Below are 17,549 nucleotides of genomic sequence, written 5' to 3'. Positions count from 1 at the left end.
ACGGTAGCCTGCATCTTCGGACCTGCCAGGCCATCGACCCGACTTTACCTCACACGTGCAGCAATTAAGCTTATGGCCATTTTAGACATCCTCGAATTCCCCGACTCGCGCCTGCGCACTATCGCCAAACCTGTGGCCGTAGTGGACGACGAAGTGCGTCAGTTGGTCGATGACATGTTTGAAACAATGTATGAAGCGCCAGGCATCGGCCTCGCCGCGACCCAGGTCAACGTGCATAAACGTATCGTCGTGATGGACCTCTCCGAAGACCGCAGCGAACCACGGGTGTTCATCAACCCCGAGTTCGAACCGCTGACCGACGAGATGGAGCAATACCAGGAAGGCTGCCTCTCGGTGCCGGGCTTCTACGAGAACGTCGATCGCCCGCAGAAGGTCAAGGTCAAGGCCCTGGACCGCGACGGCAAGCCCTACGAACTGATCGCCGAAGGCCTTCTCGCCGTGTGCATCCAGCACGAATGCGACCACCTCAACGGCAAATTGTTCGTCGACTACCTGTCCAACCTCAAACGCGACCGAATCAAGAAGAAACTGGAAAAGCTCCATCGCCAGAACGCTTGATGCCCTTCTTTCAAAGGCTTGCTGCGGCAAGCCTTTTTCTTTTCAGAGATTGCTCCCATGACTGAGCCACTGCGCATCGTCTTTGCCGGCACCCCGGAATTCGCCGCCGAACACCTCAAGGCCCTGCTCGACAGCCCTTACGAGATCGTCGCGGTTTACACCCAGCCGGACCGTCCGGCGGGCCGTGGGCAAAAGCTGATGCCGAGCCCGGTCAAGCAACTCGCATTGGAAAACAACATCCCGGTGTTGCAGCCGCCAACCCTGCGCAACGAAGACGCTCAGGCTGAACTGGCCGCACTCAAGCCGGATTTGCTGGTGGTGGTCGCCTACGGCCTGATCCTGCCGCAAGCGGTGCTGGATATTCCGCGCCTGGGTTGCATCAACAGCCACGCCTCGTTGCTGCCACGCTGGCGCGGTGCGGCGCCGATCCAGCGTGCAGTCGAGGCGGGCGACAGCGAAAGCGGCGTGACGGTGATGCGCATGGAACTGGGCCTCGACACCGGGCCGATGCTGCTGAAAGTCACCACACCGATCACCGCTGAAGACACCGGCGGCAGCCTCCACGACCGTCTAGCCGAAATGGGCCCACCGGCCGTGATTCAGGCGATTGCCGGCCTCGCCGCCGGAACACTGGAAGGCGAAGTGCAGGACGACAGCCTCGCCACGTATGCTCACAAATTGAACAAAGACGAAGCGCGCATCGATTGGAGCCGCCCGGCCATTGAGCTGGAACGCCTGGTTCGCGCCTTCAACCCGTGGCCGATCACCCACAGCACGCTGAACGGCGAAGCGCTGAAAGTGCTGGCCGCGAGCCTCACCGAAGGGCGGGGCGCACCGGGGCAAATCCTCAGCGCCAGCAAGGACGGATTGATCGTCGCCTGCGGTGAGCAGGCCCTGTGCCTGACTCGCCTGCAATTGCCCGGCGGCAAGGCGCTGAACTTCAGCGACCTGTTCAACAGCCGTCGTGAGAAATTCGCTGTTGGCACCGTGCTCGGTCAAGCGGTGGACGCTCAATGAATCCACGTCTGGCCGCCGCCAAGGCACTCGCTGCTGTTCTTAACGGAAAAGCCTCACTCAACAGTTCTCTGCCGACACAAATGGACAAGGTTGAAGACCGTGATCGCGGCTTCACCCAGGACCTGGCGTTCGGCACGGCGCGCTGGCAGCCGCGTTTGTCGGCGCTGGCGGCCAAATTGCTGCAGAAACCGTTCAAGGCAGCCGACGCCGATGTCGAGGCGCTGCTGCTGGTCGGTCTCTACCAACTGCTCTACACCCGCGTCCCGGCCCACGCCGCCATCGGTGAAACCGTCGGTTGCGCCGACAAGCTGAAAAAACCCTGGGCCAAGGCCTTGCTCAACGCCGTGCTGCGCCGCGCCCAGCGTGAAAGCGAAGCGCTGCTGGCCGAGCTGGAAAACGACCCGGTGGTGCGCACCGCGCATCCGCGCTGGCTGCAAAAATCCCTCAAGGCGTTCTGGCCTGAGCAGTGGGAAGCCATTTGCGCAGCGAACAACGCGCACCCGCCGATGATTCTGCGAGTCAACCGTCGTCATCACACCCGCGATGCTTATCTCGGGTTGCTGACTGAGGCCGGCATCGCCGCCACGCCGTGCGTTTACAGTCAGGACGGCATCATCCTCGAAGCGCCGGCCGACGTGCGCGGCCTGCCGGGCTTCGCCGAAGGCTGGATCAGCGTTCAGGACGAAGCGGCGCAATTGGCCGCCGACCTGCTCGACCTGGCGCCGGGCCAACGGGTACTCGACGCCTGCTGCGCACCGGGTGGCAAGACCTGCCACATCCTCGAAGCCGAGCCAAAACTGGCGGGCGTCGTGGCGGTGGATCTGGAAGCCAAGCGTCTGGTGCGTGTGCGCGAGAACCTCGCACGCCTGGGCCTGAGCGCCGACCTGATCGCCGCCGACGGCCGCGATACCGCCACCTGGTGGGACGGCAAACCGTTTCAGCGCATCCTGCTCGACGCGCCGTGCTCGGCCACTGGCGTGATTCGACGTCACCCGGACATCAAGCTGACTCGCCAACCGGATGACATCGCTGCACTGGCGATGCTTCAGGGCGAATTGCTCGATGCCATGTGGATAACTCTGGAGGTCGGCGGGATTCTGCTTTACGCCACCTGCTCCACGCTGCCGACCGAGAACACCGAAGTCATTGAAGCCTTCCTCGCCCGCACGCCGGGCGCTCGTGAACTGGACCTCGCCACGGCGGCCGGTATCAAGCAACCTCACGGTCGCCAGTTGCTGGCCCAGGAAGGCGGTCATGACGGGTTCTACTACGCCAAGCTGATCAAGATCGCCGCCGCGCGCGGTTAATGGTTTTTAAGGGAGTGACTGGATGAAAATCATCATCCTCGGCGCAGGGCAGGTCGGCGGTTCGCTGGCGGAACATCTGGCCAGCGAGGCCAACGACATTACTGTGGTCGACACCGACAGCGAACGCCTGCGCGACCTCGGTGATCGGCTGGATATCCGCACCGTGCAGGGCCGTGGCTCACTGCCGACGGTGCTGCGCCAGGCCGGCGCGGACGATGCCGATATGCTGGTAGCCGTAACCAACAGCGACGAAACCAACATGGTGGCCTGTCAGGTTGCCCACACCCTGTTCCATACCCCGACCAAGATCGCCCGGGTTCGCGAAGCCGCGTACCTGACGCGCTCCGAGCTGTTCGATAACGAAGCGATTCCGGTGGACGTGCTGATCAGCCCGGAACAAGTGGTGACCAATTACATCAAGCGCCTGATCCAGCATCCGGGCGCGTTGCAGGTGATCGACTTCGCCGAAGGCAAAGCACAACTCGTGGCAGTGAAGGCTTACTACGGCGGGCCATTGGTGGGCCAGCAACTGCGCCAGTTGCGTGAACACATGCCCAACGTTGAAACCCGTGTCGCCGCGATTTTCCGCCGTGATCGGCCGATCCTGCCCCAGGGCGATACGGTGATCGAGGCCGATGACGAAGTATTCTTCATCGCTGCCAAGGCGAATATTCGCGCAGTGATGAGCGAAATGCGCCGCCTGGATGAAACCTACAAGCGCATCGTCATCGCCGGTGGCGGGCAGATCGGAGAGCGTCTGGCCGAAGCAATCGAAAGCCGTTACCAGGTGAAGATCATCGAGATGAACCCGGCCCGCTGCCGTCATCTCTCGGACACCCTCGACAGCACCGTGGTGTTGCAGGGCAGTGCCTCCGACCGCGACTTGCTGATGGAAGAGAACATTGCCGACGCGGATATCTTCCTGGCCCTGACCAACGATGACGAAGCCAACATTATGTCCTCGCTGCTGGCCAAGCGCCTAGGCGCGAAGAAGGTGATGACGATCATCAACAACCCGGCTTACGTTGATTTGATCCAGGGCGGCGATATCGACATCGCCATCAGCCCGCAATTGGCGACGATCGGCACGCTGCTGGCCCACGTGCGACGCGGCGATATCGTCAGCGTGCACTCATTGCGGCGCGGCGCGGCGGAGGCCATCGAGGCAATTGCCCATGGCGATGAGAAGTCGAGCAAGGTGATTGGCAAGGCTATCGAGAACATCGGTTTGCCGCCGGGCACGACGATTGGCGCGATCATTCGTGATGAGGAAGTGATCATTGCTCACGACAACACGGTGATCGCGGCGGGCGATCATGTGATTCTGTTCCTTGTGGATAAAAAGCATATTCGGGATGTGGAGAAGTTGTTCCATGTGGGTCTCAGCTTCTTCTGATCCGTAATTTGGGGCGCCCGGACTGGCCTCTTCGCGGGCAAGCCTCGCTCCTACAGGGATTTCCATATTACTTGTAGGAGCGAGGCTTGCCCGCGAAGGCAATTCCGAACTCCACACATAAACAAAGGTGTTGCCCGATGCTCGAGTCCCTGGAAAAAATGCTCGCCAAGGGTGTGGATAACTCACTGCTGCGCTTTGGCCTCGGCAAGGGCTATCTGGACCTTGGGGACAACGCCAAAGCTGCCGAGCATTTCCAGCGCTGCGTCGAATTCGATCCAAAGTATTCGGCGGCCTGGAAGCTGTTAGGCAAGGCCCATCTGGCGCTGGCAGACTTTGCGGCTGCCCGTCAGGCGTGGGAACAGGGCCTGGAAGCCGCCCGCGCCCATGGCGACAAGCAGGCAGAGAAAGAGATGACGGTGTTTTTGAAAAAGCTTGAGCGTCAGGCGCACTGATCAGAGGTAGCGCAGGCCAATGCCATCGGCATCGACCAGCACCACTTCCATGCGCACTCGCGGCGCACCTGTGGGCAAGTCCTGCACCTGTCCATAAACCACCGCGCCTTTAGGCAACGACGACAAGCCCGGATGCTTGACGTAGACACCCGTGGTTGAGAGGTTGCGGGTCTGGCCGAGGCATTCGCCGAAGCTTTCGTGAGTGATCTTGATGCGAAACGATTTGCGGTGTTCGGACATCTTTTGCGCCCTTTTTGAACAATTGTGGATAACTTCGCTCCTACAGGTTTGGGTTATCCACAGATCATGCCAATCAACTCAATACCAGCGTTCTTCGCCCGGTGGACGCTTCTTGAAGCGTTTCATGCTCCACATGTACTGGCTCGGATACGCCCGCACATAACGCTCGACAACCTGGCTCATGGCCGCGCAGGACGTTTCGGTATCGGTGCTGTACATGGCCTCTGGCGCGGCTTCGAGGATCACTTTGTACCCCGAACCGTCCGGCAACCGCAGCGCATGCAGAAACACGCCGACGGCTTTGCCGCCGGCCAGCATGTTCGGTACGAACTTGCTGGTCAGCGCCTGGGTGGCGAAGAACGGCACGAAAATCCCGGCGGATTCGGACGGTTCCGGGTCAGCGGGAATGCCCACTGCACCACCTTTGCGCACTTCCTTGATGACGCTGAGGATGCCTTCCTTGGTAGAAGCGGCCACGCGGTTGCCCAGTTGCACGCGCTGTTTGCGCAGCAAATCATCCACAGCCTTCAGCTTCGGCGGGCGATAGAAAATGATCGGTTTGCACTGGTTGCAATAGAAGTGGTTCAACACCTCCCAGTTGCCCAGGTGGCTGGTGATACCGACCACACCTTTGCCGGAGGCGAGGGCGTCCTTTAATACGTCGAGACCTTCGACTTCACGCACCAGGTCGATGGAGCGCTGGGCCGGCCAGATCCAGGCGCAGGCGCTTTCGGTCAGGGACTTGCCGATGTCGCTCAGGCTCTGGCCGACCAGACGCTCGCGTTCAGCCGGGTCCATGTCCGGGAAGCACTTGGCCAAGTTGATCCGCACCACATCGCGGGAACGGTTGGGGGTTTTCCACATCACCCAGCCGATGGCCGAGCCTACTGCCTGCACTGCCCGCCACGGGAGCAGGGCAAACAGCCTCAGAGCGCCTACCAGCAAGGCGCCTTTAAACTTATCCACAGGTCACTCCTGATCTTGTGCTGTGCGCGAGGCGGCTATTCTAACCGCCGTTCGCCAGTGTCGCGTAGCGATCGCAATCCCGGGTGTGGTCCATGACCATGCCCGAGGCCTGCATCAGCGCGTAGCAAATGGTCGGACCGACGAACGTGAAGCCAGCCTTTTTCAGGCCTTTGCTCATCTCCACCGCGACCGGCGTGACCGCCGGCACCTCGGTGCGATCCTTGAAATGATTGATCACAGGCGTGCCGCCAACGAAGGACCAGAGAAACGCTACCGGGTCCTCCAGCGCCAGCCAGGCCTGGGCGTTGCGGCGGGCCGCATTGAGTTTGAGGCGATTGCGAATGATGCCCGGATCGAGCATCAATTCATCGATTTCCGCGTCGCTCATTTGCGCCACCCGTTGTACGTCGAAACCGAACAACACCTCGCGATATCGCTCACGTTTACGCAGCACGGTGATCCAGGAAAGGCCGGCCTGGAACCCTTCGAGCAAAAGCAACTCGAACAATCCCTGCGCATCGCGTAGCGGCGTACCCCACTCCTGATCGTGATAAGCCATGTACAGCGGATCTTCGGAACACCAAAAGCAGCGTGGCATAAGGCTCCAGGGGGCGTGCGCAGGACCGAATCGGGTATACTCCCGCTCTTTAAATCGCAGCCCAAGAAACAGGTGAATTTCGTGAGCCAGCCTACGCCAGCCGTGCGTACCTTCCAAGACTTGATCCTCGCCCTCCAGCAATACTGGGCCGAGCAAGGTTGTGTGGTACTTCAGCCCTACGATATGGAAGTAGGCGCCGGCACTTTCCACACCGCTACATTCCTGCGCGCCATTGGCCCGGAAACCTGGAACGCCGCTTATGTGCAGCCCAGTCGTCGCCCGACTGACGGCCGCTACGGCGAAAACCCGAACCGTCTGCAGCACTACTACCAGTTCCAGGTAGTCCTGAAGCCGAACCCGGACAACTTCCAGGAACTGTACCTGGGCTCCCTCAAACACGTCGGCCTGGACCCGTTGGTCCACGACATTCGCTTCGTCGAAGACAACTGGGAATCGCCAACACTGGGCGCCTGGGGTCTGGGCTGGGAAGTCTGGCTCAACGGCATGGAAGTGACCCAGTTCACCTACTTCCAGCAAGCGGGCGGCATCGAGTGCTACCCGGTGACCGGCGAGATCACCTACGGTCTCGAGCGTCTGGCCATGTACCTGCAAGGCGTGGACTCGGTTTACGACCTTGTCTGGGCTGACGGCCCGATGGGCAAGGTCACCTACGGCGACGTGTTCCACCAGAACGAAGTGGAGCAGTCGACCTACAACTTCGAACACGCCAACGTCGAGAAGCTGTTCGAACTGTTCGACTTCTACGAAAGCGAAGCCAAGCGCCTGATCGAACTTGACCAGCCGCTGCCGTTGCCGAGCTACGAAATGGTGTTGAAGGCCTCCCATACCTTCAACCTGCTGGATGCACGCCGGGCGATTTCGGTGACTGCGCGTCAGCAATACATCCTGCGTGTGCGCACCCTGGCGCGTTCCGTTGCGCAAGCCTACCTGCTGGCTCGCGCCAAGCTGGGCTTCCCGATGGCGACCCCGGACCTGCGTGATGAAGTACTGGCCAAGCTGGAGGCTGCACAATGAGTGCTCAAGATTTTCTGGTTGAACTGGGCACCGAAGAACTGCCACCCAAAGCCCTGAACACCCTGGCCGACGCGTTCCTGGCCGGTATCGACAAGGGCCTGCAAGCTGCTGGCCTGAACTACGAGACCAAAACCGTCTACGCCGCGCCACGTCGCCTGGCTGTGCTGATCACCTCGCTGGCTACCCATCAGCCGGATCGCAGCATCAACCTCGACGGCCCGCCACGTCAGGCCGCGTTCGATGCCGAAGGCAACCCGACTCAAGCGGCACTGGGCTTCGCCAAGAAGTGCGGCGTCGACCTGAGCGAAATCGATCAGAGCGGTCCGAAACTGCGCTACAGCCAAAGCATCGCCGGCAAACCGACCGCGAGCCTGCTGCCGACCATCGTTGAAGATTCGCTGAACGACCTGCCAATCCCCAAGCGCATGCGCTGGGGTGCTCGCAAGGAAGAATTCGTTCGCCCGACCCAGTGGCTGGTGATGCTGCTCGGTGACCAGGTCATCGATTGCACGATCCTCGCCCAAAAGTCTGGCCGTGACTCCCGCGGTCACCGCTTCCATCATCCGGAAAGCGTGCGCATCACTTCGCCGGCCAACTACCTGAGCGACCTGCGTGCCGCCTACGTACTGGCCGACGCCAACGAGCGTCGCGAGCTGATCAGCAAGCGCACTGAAGAGCTGGCGACGATGCAGGAAGGTACTGCGATCGTTCCTCCTGCCTTGCTCGACGAAGTGACCGCGCTGGTTGAATGGCCGGTGCCGCTGGTGTGCTCGTTCGAGGAACGTTTCCTCGACGTGCCGCAAGAAGCCCTGATCACCACCATGCAGGACAACCAGAAGTACTTCTGCCTGCTGGATGCCGACGGCAAGTTGCTGCCACGTTTCATTACCGTGGCCAACATCGAAAGCAAAGACCCGCAGCAAATCATCGCCGGTAACGAGAAAGTGGTTCGCCCACGCCTGACCGACGCCGAGTTCTTCTTCAAGCAAGACAAGAAGCAGAAACTCGAAGACTTCAACCTGCGCCTGCAGAACGTGGTGTTCCAGGAAAAACTCGGCAGCGTCTACGACAAGGCCGAGCGCGTTTCCAAACTCGCCGCGTTCATTGCGCAACGCATTGGCGGCAACGCAGCCTGGGCTTCCCGTGCCGGCCTGCTGTCCAAATGCGACCTGGCGACCGAGATGGTCGGTGAGTTCCCGGAGATGCAAGGCGTCGCCGGTTACTACTACGCCCTCAACGACGGCGAGCCGGAAGAAGTCGCACTGGCGCTGAACGAGCAGTACATGCCGCGCGGTGCCGGTGCTGAACTGCCGACCACCCTGACCGGTGCGGCCGTGGCGATCGCCGACAAGCTCGACACGCTGGTGGGCATTTTCGGCATCGGCATGTTGCCTACCGGTAGCAAAGACCCGTATGCCTTGCGCCGTGCTGCACTCGGCGTGTTGCGCATCCTGATCGACAAGAAGCTCGACCTCGACCTGAACGACGCCGTGGCGTTCGCCGTGAATGCGTTCGGTGCCAAAGTGAAAGCTGCTGGCCTGAATGACTCGGTGCTGGAATTCATCTTCGACCGCCTGCGTGCGCGTTACGAAGACGAAGGCGTGGATGTCGGGACTTACTTGTCGGTCCGTGCCCTGAAGCCAGGTTCTGCCCTGGACTTCGACCAGCGCGTACAAGCGGTGGAAGCCTTCCGCAAATTGCCGGAAGCCGCAGCCCTGGCCGCGGTGAACAAACGTGTTTCGAACTTGCTGAGCAAGGTCGAAGGCTCTGTTCCATCGGTCGTGGAAGCCAAGTACTTCGACAACGCCAACGAGTTCTCCCTGTACTCGGCGATCCAGCAGGCTGACCAGGCTGTACAGCCGATGGCCGCTGCGCGTCAGTACAGCGAATCCCTGGCACGTCTGGCTGCCTTGCGCGAGCCGGTGGATGCGTTCTTCGAAGCGGTAATGGTCAACGCTGAAGACGCCAAGGTCCGCGCCAACCGTTATGCATTGCTGGCGCGTCTGCGTGGGCTGTTCCTCGGCGTCGCCGACATTTCGATGCTGGGCTGAGGGGCTGCTGTTGAAACTGCTGATTCTCGATCGGGACGGGGTGATCAATTTCGACTCCGACGCTTACATCAAGTCGGTGGAGGAGTGGATTCCGCTCCCCGGTTCGATCGAAGCCATCGCGCAGTTGAGCAAGTCCGGCTGGACGGTGGCGGTCGCCACCAACCAGTCGGGCATCGCTCGCGGCTATTACGACATCGCCACCCTGGACGCCATGCACGAGCGCTTGCGCTCATTAGTGGCGGAGCAGGGCGGCGAGGTCGGGCTGATCGTCTACTGCCCGCACGGGCCGGACGACGGCTGCGATTGCCGCAAGCCAAAACCCGGGATGTTGAAAACCATCGCCGCGCATTACGACGTGTCGCTGACTGGTTTATGGTTCATCGGCGACAGTCTTGGTGACCTGGAAGCCGCAAAAGCCGTCGATTCTCAGCCAGTTTTGGTAAAGACCGGGAAAGGCGAAAAGACTTTGGGCAAGACCCTACCGGTGGGCACCTTGATTTTTGACGATCTGGCGGCGATTGCCGCAGAACTTATCCACAATTAGAGTGCTTCTGATATTCCTGGCCAAGGATTGATCGGGGGTGCGCTTTAAATAGACGGGCAGAGCCCGCACGGTAAACGTCACCATGTCGATACTGCAGGCCATCAGAACGTTCCTCTTTTATCTGTTGCTGGGCACCAGCTCTTTGCTTTGGTGCAGCCTGAGCTTTTTTATCGCGCCGTTTTTGCCATTCAAGGCACGCTATCGCTTCATCAACGTGTACTGGTGTCGCTGCGCCTTGTGGCTGAGCAAAGTGTTCCTGGGCATCAGCTATGAAGTGAAGGGCGCCGAGAACGTGCCTGACCAGCCTTGCGTGATCCAGTCGAACCACCAGAGCACTTGGGAGACATTCTTCCTCTCCGCCTACTTCGAGCCGTTGAGCCAAGTGCTCAAGCGCTCATTGCTGTTTGTGCCGTTCTTCGGCTGGGCCATGGCCATGCTGCGACCGATCGCCATCGACCGCGACAATCCGAAAGCCGCGCTCAAGCATGTGGCGAAAAAGGGCCATGAACTGCTGAAGGATGGCGTCTGGGTGCTGATCTTCCCTGAAGGGACTCGCGTTCCTTATGGCACCATCGGCAAGTTCTCACGCGGTGGCACCGCGTTGGCGGTCAACGCCGCACTTCCAGTGCTACCGATTGCGCACAATGCCGGCAAGTTCTGGCCGAAATCAGGTTGGGCGAAGAAGCAGGGCGTCATCACCGTGATCATCGGAGAGCCTATGTACGCCGAGGGCAGCGGGCCGCGCGCCATTGCCGAACTGAATGACCGGGTGCAGAGTTGGAACGAGCAGATGCAACGGGAAATGGGCTCGATTCCACCCGCTCCGCAAGCGCCGACTGCCAGTGATCAGATAGCTGTCTGAGATTCTGTGGATAACCTGTGTACCGTTTTACTGAAAACTAACGTTTTTTGATTTTATCTTTATGATTTATATACATATTTCTTAAACTCATAAAACTCGGGAAATGGTGCATAAGTTTTTTTCGGGCGCAAAAAAACCGGCTGATATAGCCGGTTTTTTTATGCCTGGGATTGCTGTGTTTCATGCGTTGAACAACAGCAGGGGTTAACTGCTTCAGAGCTAATACACGGACAATAAAAAAAGGCCAACGCTGAGCGTTGGCCTTTTTCGTTTGGCAGGTCCGCGGGATCAGAAGTCCAGGTTGGAAACCGCCAGGGCGTTGCTTTCGATGAAGTCACGGCGAGGTTCGACCGCATCACCCATCAGGGTGTTGAAGATCTGGTCTGCGCCAATGGCGTCTTCGATGGTCACTTTGAGCATCCGGCGCTGGCTTGGGTCCATGGTGGTTTCCCATAGCTGATCCGGGTTCATTTCACCCAGACCTTTGTACCGCTGGATGGTGTGACGCTTGGTGCTTTCAGCCATGAGCCATTCAAGGGCTTCCTTGAACTCGGTCACCGGCTTCTTGCGCTCGCCACGCTGGATGTACGCGCCGTCGTCCAGCAAGGTGCTCAGTTGAGCGCCCAGGGAGACAACGGTTTTGTAATCGTTGCTGCCGAAGAAGTCGCGGTTGAAGGTGACGTAGTTCGACAGACCGTGGGAGATCAATTCGACCTCTGGCAGCCAGACGTTACGTTCACGGTCTTCACGCAGGCTGGCTTTGTAAACCAGACCTGACTTCTCGACAGTGCGCAGGCGAACTTCGTATTGGGCCATCCAGGCCTGCATCGCTGCGTGATCGGACAATTGCTCCAGGCTGACGGCTGGCAGGTAAATGAAGTGCTCGGTCAGTTCCTGTGGGTACAGGCGCGACAGACGCTTGAGGGTCTTCATCACCAGACGGAAGTCATTCACCAGACGCTCGAGCGCTTCTCCGGAGATACCCGGGGCTTCTTCGTTCAGGTGCAGGCTCGCATCTTCCAGGGCCGACTGCGTCATGTACTCTTCCATGGCGTCGTCGTCTTTGATGTATTGCTCTTGCTTGCCTTTCTTGACCTTGTACAGCGGCGGTTGCGCGATGTAGATGTAGCCGCGCTCGATCAACTCCGGCAACTGACGGAAGAAGAAGGTCAGCAGCAGGGTCCGGATGTGCGAACCGTCGACGTCAGCATCGGTCATGATGATGATGTTGTGATACCGCAGCTTATCGATGTTGTATTCGTCACGGCCGATGCCGCAGCCCAGCGCGGTGATCAAGGTGCCCACTTCCTGGGAAGAGATCATCTTGTCGAAGCGCGCCTTCTCGACGTTCAGGATCTTGCCCTTGAGCGGCAGGATGGCCTGGGTGCGGCGGTTACGTCCCTGCTTGGCGGAGCCGCCAGCAGAGTCACCTTCCACGAGGTAGAGTTCGGACAGGGCAGGGTCTTTTTCCTGGCAGTCAGCCAGTTTGCCCGGCAGGCCGGCGATATCCAGCGCGCCTTTGCGACGGGTCATCTCACGGGCTTTACGCGCCGCTTCACGAGCGCGTGCCGCGTCGATCATCTTGCCGACGACCAGTTTGGCTTCGTTCGGGTTTTCCAGCAGGAAGTCGGAGAAGTACTTGCCCATTTCCTGCTCGACCGCGGTCTTCACTTCGGAAGATACCAGCTTGTCTTTGGTCTGGGAGCTGAACTTTGGATCCGGCACTTTTACCGAAATGATCGCGGTCAGGCCTTCACGGGCATCGTCACCGGTGGTGGCGACTTTATGCTTCTTCGCCAGACCTTCTGCTTCGATGTAGGTGTTGAGGTTACGCGTCAGTGCGGAACGGAAACCCACCAAGTGAGTACCGCCGTCGCGCTGCGGAATGTTGTTGGTGAAGCACAACAGGTTCTCGTTGAAGCTGTCGTTCCACTGCAGGGCGATTTCCACGCCGATGCCGTCTTCGCGCTGGATGTTGAAGTGGAACACCTGGTTGACCGGAGTCTTGTTGGTGTTCAGGTACTCAACGAACGCACGCAGGCCACCTTCATACTTGAACAACTCTTCCTTGCCGCTGCGTTCATCCTTGAGGACGATACCGACACCGGAGTTGAGGAAGGACAGTTCACGAATCCGCTTGGCCAGGATGTCCCAGCTGAAGTGGATGTTCTTGAAGGTCAGGTCAGACGGTTTGAAGTGGATCTGGGTACCAGTGGTTTCGCTCTCGCCGACGATTTTCATCGGTTCTTTCGGAACACCGTGAATGTAAGTCTGTTCCCAGATCTTGCCACTGCGGCGAACGGTCAGGACCAGCTCTTCGGACAGGGCGTTAACAACCGATACACCTACACCGTGCAGACCGCCGGATACTTTGTAGGAGTTGTCGTCGAACTTACCGCCGGCGTGCAGCACGGTCATGATGACCTCTGCTGCCGAAACGCCTTCTTCTTTGTGCACGTCGACCGGGATGCCACGACCGTTGTCGCGAACGGTGATGGATTCATCCGGGTGAATGATGATGCTGATGTCGTCGCAGTGGCCAGCGAGCGCTTCATCGATGGAGTTGTCGACTACCTCGAAGACCATGTGGTGCAGACCGCTGCCATCGTCGGTGTCACCAATGTACATACCGGGACGTTTGCGTACGGCATCCAGGCCTTTCAGCACTTTAATGCTCGTTGAGTCGTAGGTATTCGTATTTTCTTCGCTCAATGCCTTCACTCCCGATGGTCGTGGGTCTGGGTGATACGGCCCTGTTCCACGTGGAACAGGGCGACTGGCGTTTCCGTCTGCCAGCTTTCCCTCAATAATTCGTGATCTACACAGGTGATGAACACCTGGCAGCGTAAGTCTTCCAGCAAGCGGCAAAGCGCGCGACGGTGGTGCTCGTCCAGTTCGGACGGCAGGTCATCCACCAGATAAATACACTGGCCGCGTCGGGCCTGGCTCACCAGGTGCCCTTGGGCAATCCGCAATGCACAGACCACCAACTTTTGCTGTCCACGAGACAAGATGTCCGCGGCGTTATGTGCGCCCAATCTAAGACGCAAATCAGCACGTTGTGGTCCGGCCTGGGTATGACCCATTTGCTGATCCCGCTGAAGGGACCCGGCGAGCACTGCACTCAGCTCCCGGTCCTTGTCCCAACCGCGGTAATAGCTAAGCGTTAAGCCCTCGAGCTCAACCAGTTCGCTCAAGGTCTGTTCAAAGACTGGTTTCAAGGCTTTGATGTAAGCGCGGCGGTATTCATCTATTTCAGCGCTGGACTGGCACAGTTCCCTGTCCCAAACCGCTTGCGAAACGGCGTCAAGTGTACCATGCCGCAGCCAAGAGTTTCTCTGGCGCAGGGCCTTCTGCAAGCGTTGCCAAGTGGACATGAATCGCGGTTCCACGTGGAACACACCCCAGTCGAGAAACTGCCGACGAATTTTCGGCGCGCCTTCCAGCAAGCGGAAGCTGTCCGGGTTAATCAACTGAAGCGGCAGAATCTCTGCCAGTTGCGCGGCGCTGCGGGCGTTCTGGCCGTCGATGCGAATCTGGAACTCACCTTGCCGGTCGCGAGATATCCCCAAAGCGCTGTGGCCACCTTCGGCCAATTCAACCTGCCCAAACACCGTGCAAGCCAGTTGCTCGTACTGAATGACGGGCAACAGCCGGCTGCTACGAAACGAACGGGCAAGCCCCAGCAGGTGAATGGCTTCCAGAACACTGGTTTTGCCGCTGCCGTTGGCGCCGTAAAGAATATTGATTCGGGGGGAGGGGGAGAAGGTCACCGGGTGCAGATTGCGCACCGCGGTGACCGAGACGCGACTTAAGGACATCTAGCTTCTGCTGAGCATGATTACAGACGCATCGGCATAACAACGTAGGCCGAGTCGTCGTTGTCGGACTCTTGCACCAGCGCGCTGCTGTTGGAGTCGGACAGGATCAGGCGAACCTGCTCGGTGGTCATCACACCCAGCACGTCGAGCAGATAGCTCACGTTGAAGCCGATTTCCAGATTGCCGCCGTTGTACTCAACGCCTACTTCCTCTTCAGCTTCTTCCTGCTCCGGGTTGTTCGCCTGGATCTTCAACTGACCGTTGGCCAATTGCAGACGGATACCGCGGTATTTCTCGTTGGACAGAATCGCGGTACGGCTGAACGCTTCACGCAGGGCCTGACGATCGCCGAGTACCAGCTTGTCGCCACCTTTTGGCAGAACACGCTCGTAGTCAGGGAATTTGCCGTCGACCAGCTTCGAAGTAAAAGTGAACTCACCGGTAGTGGCGCGGATGTGGTGTTGACCCAGCACGATGCTGACGATGCCGTCCGGCTCGGTCAGCAGACGCGCGAGCTCAAGGATACCCTTGCGCGGCACGATGACCTGGTGGCGATCCGGCTGGCCGATGTCGGCCTTCATCGAGCACATGGCCAGACGGTGACCGTCGGTGGCTACAGCGCGGATGATGCCTTCGGAAACTTCCAGCAACATGCCGTTGAGGTAGTAACGCACGTCCTGCTGGGCCATGGCGAAGCTGGTGCGTTCAATAAGACGACGCAGTTTGCTCTGCTCCAGGCTGCAAGTCAGCGAGCCAGGGCCTTCTTCAACTGTCGGGAAATCGTTGGCCGGCAGGGTCGACAGGGTGAAGCGGCTGCGGCCGGCCTTCACCACAAGCTTCTGCTCGTCGACCTTGATGTCGATCAGCGCATCGTTCGGCAAGCTCTTGCAGATGTCCATCAGCTTGCGCGCAGGCACGGTGATGGAACCCGGATCCGCTGGCTCTTCAAGTTGCACACGACCGACCAGCTCGACTTCCAGGTCGGTACCGGTCAGCGACAACTCCTGGCCTTCGACAACCAGCAGCACGTTGGAGAGCACCGGCAAGGTCTGTCGGCGCTCGACGACGCCTGCGACCAGTTGCAGGGGTTTCAACAGGGCTTCGCGTTGAATGGTGAAATGCATGGTCTAGTCCCTTGCCTTAATAAGCTGCGCTGGTGTTCATCAAGTGGTCAGTGTACGCAGCAGGTTCTTGTAGTCCTCGCGGATGTCCGCGTCGGATTCCTTAAGTTCGTTGATCTTGCGGCATGCGTGCAAAACGGTAGTGTGGTCACGGCCGCCAAACACATCGCCGATTTCCGGCAGGCTGTGGTTAGTCAACTCTTTGGACAACGCCATTGCAACCTGACGCGGACGTGCGACCGAGCGTGAACGACGCTTGGACAGCAGATCGGAGATCTTGATCTTGTAGTACTCGGCGACCGTGCGCTGAATGTTATCCACAGAGACCAGTTTGTCTTGCAGCGCCAACAAGTCTTTCAGGGATTCGCGAATCAACTCGATGGTGATGTCGCGGCCCATGAAGTGCGAGTGGGCGATGACGCGTTTGAGCGCGCCTTCCAGCTCACGGACGTTGGAGCGAATACGCTGGGCAATAAAGAACGCCGCATCGTGTGGCAGATCGACTTTGGCCTGGTCGGCCTTTTTCATCAAGATGGCTACGCGGGTTTCCAGCTCCGGCGGCTCGACGGCAACCGTCAGGCCCCAGCCGAAGCGGGATTTGAGGCGTTCTTCGAGGCCTTCAATTTCTTTCGGGTAGCGGTCACTGGTAAGAATGACCTGCTGGCCACCTTCAAGCAGGGCGTTGAAGGTGTGGAAAAACTCTTCCTGGGAACGCTCTTTGCGCGCGAAGAACTGAATGTCATCGATCAGCAATGCATCCACCGAACGGTAGAAGCGCTTGAACTCGTTGATTGCATTCAGTTGAAGCGCCTTGACCATATCGGCCACGAAGCGCTCGGAATGCAGATACACGACCTTTGCATTCGGGTTCTTCTTTAATAGGTGGTTACCCACCGCGTGCATCAAGTGGGTTTTACCCAAGCCGACGCCGCCATAAAGGAAGAGCGGGTTGTAACCGTGCTTCGGGTTGTCCGCTACCTGCCAGGCCGCAGCGCGAGCCAGTTGGTTGGACTTACCCTCGACGAAGTTTTCGAAGGTGAAGGTACGGTTCAGGTAACTGGTGTGTTTGAGCGCGCCTTCGACCTGCACCGTGCGCTGCTCGGAGCGAACCGGTGCCTGTTGAGAACTGGCCCCGGCCATGGGGTCGAAACTGTCGCGAGACGGCTCTTCACTGACTTCGGCAACCTTTTGCGTTGCACGCTTGGTCTGCGGGGCGGCGGCAGGTGTTGGCGCGCTGACAGGTGCTTGAGCGGCCTGAGCCTGGGAAGCAGCGGCGGCCAACGGTGCATTCGGTGCCGCACGGGGTACCGAACTGCGTTTGCTGCCTATTAATAAGGAGAGCGCAGGCGCCATGCCATTGCCATGCTCATCCAGCAGTTCAAGGACGCGGCCCAGGTACTTTTCGTTGACCCAGTCGAGAACAAAACGATTCGGTGCGTAAACACGCAACTCGTCGCCTTCGGCTTCGACCTGTAGTGGACGGATCCAAGTGTTGAATTGTTGGGCAGGCAGCTCATCGCGCAAAAGCTCCACGCACTGCTGCCAAAGTTCCACTGACAC

General features: G+C 59.2%; 16 protein-coding genes. 9 read left to right on the top strand and 7 right to left on the bottom strand.

The genetic code is table 11. The annotated features are described in order from the left end of the window. The first annotated feature begins 72 nt into the window (after window positions 1-72). From def to ACA070_RS00060, 5 genes are all read left to right on the top strand, one after another. Window positions 73-579, top strand: coding sequence for a peptide deformylase (def, locus tag ACA070_RS00080; RefSeq protein ID WP_010465519.1), 507 nt, complete (start codon window positions 73-75; stop codon window positions 577-579). 57 nt (window positions 580-636) lie between these two features. Then, window positions 637-1,596, top strand: coding sequence for a methionyl-tRNA formyltransferase (gene fmt / locus ACA070_RS00075; RefSeq protein ID WP_497449571.1), 960 nt, complete (start codon window positions 637-639; stop codon window positions 1,594-1,596). Continuing rightward, on the top strand, window positions 1,593-2,903 hold the full coding sequence (gene rsmB / locus ACA070_RS00070) for a 16S rRNA (cytosine(967)-C(5))-methyltransferase RsmB (protein WP_497449570.1): 1,311 nt from the start codon (window positions 1,593-1,595) through the stop codon (window positions 2,901-2,903). The genes fmt and rsmB overlap by 4 nt, the downstream gene beginning before the upstream one ends. A 22-nt stretch (window positions 2,904-2,925) precedes the next feature. Further along, complete coding sequence (gene trkA / locus ACA070_RS00065) at window positions 2,926-4,299, top strand: Trk system potassium transporter TrkA (RefSeq protein ID WP_497449569.1); 1,374 nt, start codon at window positions 2,926-2,928, stop codon at window positions 4,297-4,299. Window positions 4,300-4,436: 137 nt separating this feature from the next. After that, window positions 4,437-4,751 carry a tetratricopeptide repeat protein gene (locus tag ACA070_RS00060; RefSeq protein ID WP_497449568.1) on the top strand — a complete coding sequence of 105 codons (315 nt, stop codon included), beginning with the start codon at window positions 4,437-4,439 and terminating at the stop codon, window positions 4,749-4,751. On the opposite strand, the gene ACA070_RS00055 is transcribed toward ACA070_RS00060, so the two are convergent. The 3 genes from ACA070_RS00055 to tag form a co-directional block, all read right to left on the bottom strand. Further along, complete coding sequence (locus ACA070_RS00055) at window positions 4,752-4,991, bottom strand: PilZ domain-containing protein (protein ID WP_094469847.1); 240 nt, start codon at window positions 4,989-4,991, stop codon at window positions 4,752-4,754. A gap of 78 nt (window positions 4,992-5,069) precedes the next feature. Next, window positions 5,070-5,957 (bottom strand): lysophospholipid acyltransferase, encoded by an 888-nt coding sequence (locus ACA070_RS00050; RefSeq protein WP_497449567.1) that lies wholly within the window; start codon window positions 5,955-5,957, stop codon window positions 5,070-5,072. A gap of 40 nt (window positions 5,958-5,997) precedes the next feature. Continuing rightward, a complete protein-coding gene (gene tag, locus ACA070_RS00045; RefSeq protein WP_462029369.1) occupies window positions 5,998-6,555 on the bottom strand; it encodes a DNA-3-methyladenine glycosylase I in 558 nt (185 codons plus the stop codon). 81 nt (window positions 6,556-6,636) lie between these two features. On the opposite strand from tag, the gene glyQ reads away from it, so the two are divergent. The 4 genes from glyQ to ACA070_RS00025 all read left to right on the top strand — a co-directional run bounded on the left by glyQ (window position 6,637) and on the right by ACA070_RS00025 (window position 11,047). Then, the gene (gene glyQ, locus ACA070_RS00040; RefSeq protein ID WP_008155694.1) at window positions 6,637-7,590 is read left to right on the top strand and encodes a glycine--tRNA ligase subunit alpha; all 954 of its coding nucleotides are present in this window, start codon (window positions 6,637-6,639) and stop codon (window positions 7,588-7,590) included. Beyond that, window positions 7,587-9,641: a glycine--tRNA ligase subunit beta gene (gene glyS, locus ACA070_RS00035; RefSeq protein ID WP_497449566.1), complete on the top strand. Its 2,055-nt coding sequence runs from the start codon at window positions 7,587-7,589 to the stop codon at window positions 9,639-9,641. Before glyQ ends, glyS begins: the two co-directional genes overlap by 4 nt. 4 nt (window positions 9,642-9,645) lie before the next feature. Beyond that, window positions 9,646-10,185, top strand: coding sequence for a D-glycero-beta-D-manno-heptose 1,7-bisphosphate 7-phosphatase (gmhB, locus tag ACA070_RS00030; protein ID WP_497452046.1), 540 nt, complete (start codon window positions 9,646-9,648; stop codon window positions 10,183-10,185). A gap of 82 nt (window positions 10,186-10,267) precedes the next feature. After that, complete coding sequence (locus ACA070_RS00025; RefSeq protein ID WP_497449565.1) at window positions 10,268-11,047, top strand: lysophospholipid acyltransferase family protein; 780 nt, start codon at window positions 10,268-10,270, stop codon at window positions 11,045-11,047. A gap of 288 nt (window positions 11,048-11,335) precedes the next feature. Here ACA070_RS00025 and gyrB read toward each other — a convergent pair whose 3' ends face one another. The 4 genes from gyrB to dnaA are packed head-to-tail and all read right to left on the bottom strand — an operon-like array spanning window position 11,336 to window position 17,549. Further along, window positions 11,336-13,759, bottom strand: coding sequence for a DNA topoisomerase (ATP-hydrolyzing) subunit B (gene gyrB / locus ACA070_RS00020; RefSeq protein ID WP_131059042.1), 2,424 nt, complete (start codon window positions 13,757-13,759; stop codon window positions 11,336-11,338). A 5-nt stretch (window positions 13,760-13,764) separates the two neighbouring features. After that, window positions 13,765-14,868 carry a DNA replication/repair protein RecF gene (gene recF / locus ACA070_RS00015; protein WP_497449564.1) on the bottom strand — a complete coding sequence of 368 codons (1,104 nt, stop codon included), beginning with the start codon at window positions 14,866-14,868 and terminating at the stop codon, window positions 13,765-13,767. Window positions 14,869-14,888: 20 nt separating this feature from the next. Next, a complete protein-coding gene (dnaN, locus tag ACA070_RS00010; RefSeq protein ID WP_497449563.1) occupies window positions 14,889-15,992 on the bottom strand; it encodes a DNA polymerase III subunit beta in 1,104 nt (367 codons plus the stop codon). Between the two features lie 39 nt (window positions 15,993-16,031). Further along, the gene (gene dnaA, locus ACA070_RS00005; protein WP_497449562.1) at window positions 16,032-17,549 is read right to left on the bottom strand and encodes a chromosomal replication initiator protein DnaA; all 1,518 of its coding nucleotides are present in this window, start codon (window positions 17,547-17,549) and stop codon (window positions 16,032-16,034) included.

Source organism: Pseudomonas sp. LBUM1678, from assembly GCF_059695575.1.
This window is presented reverse-complemented; position numbering and strand designations above follow the sequence as displayed.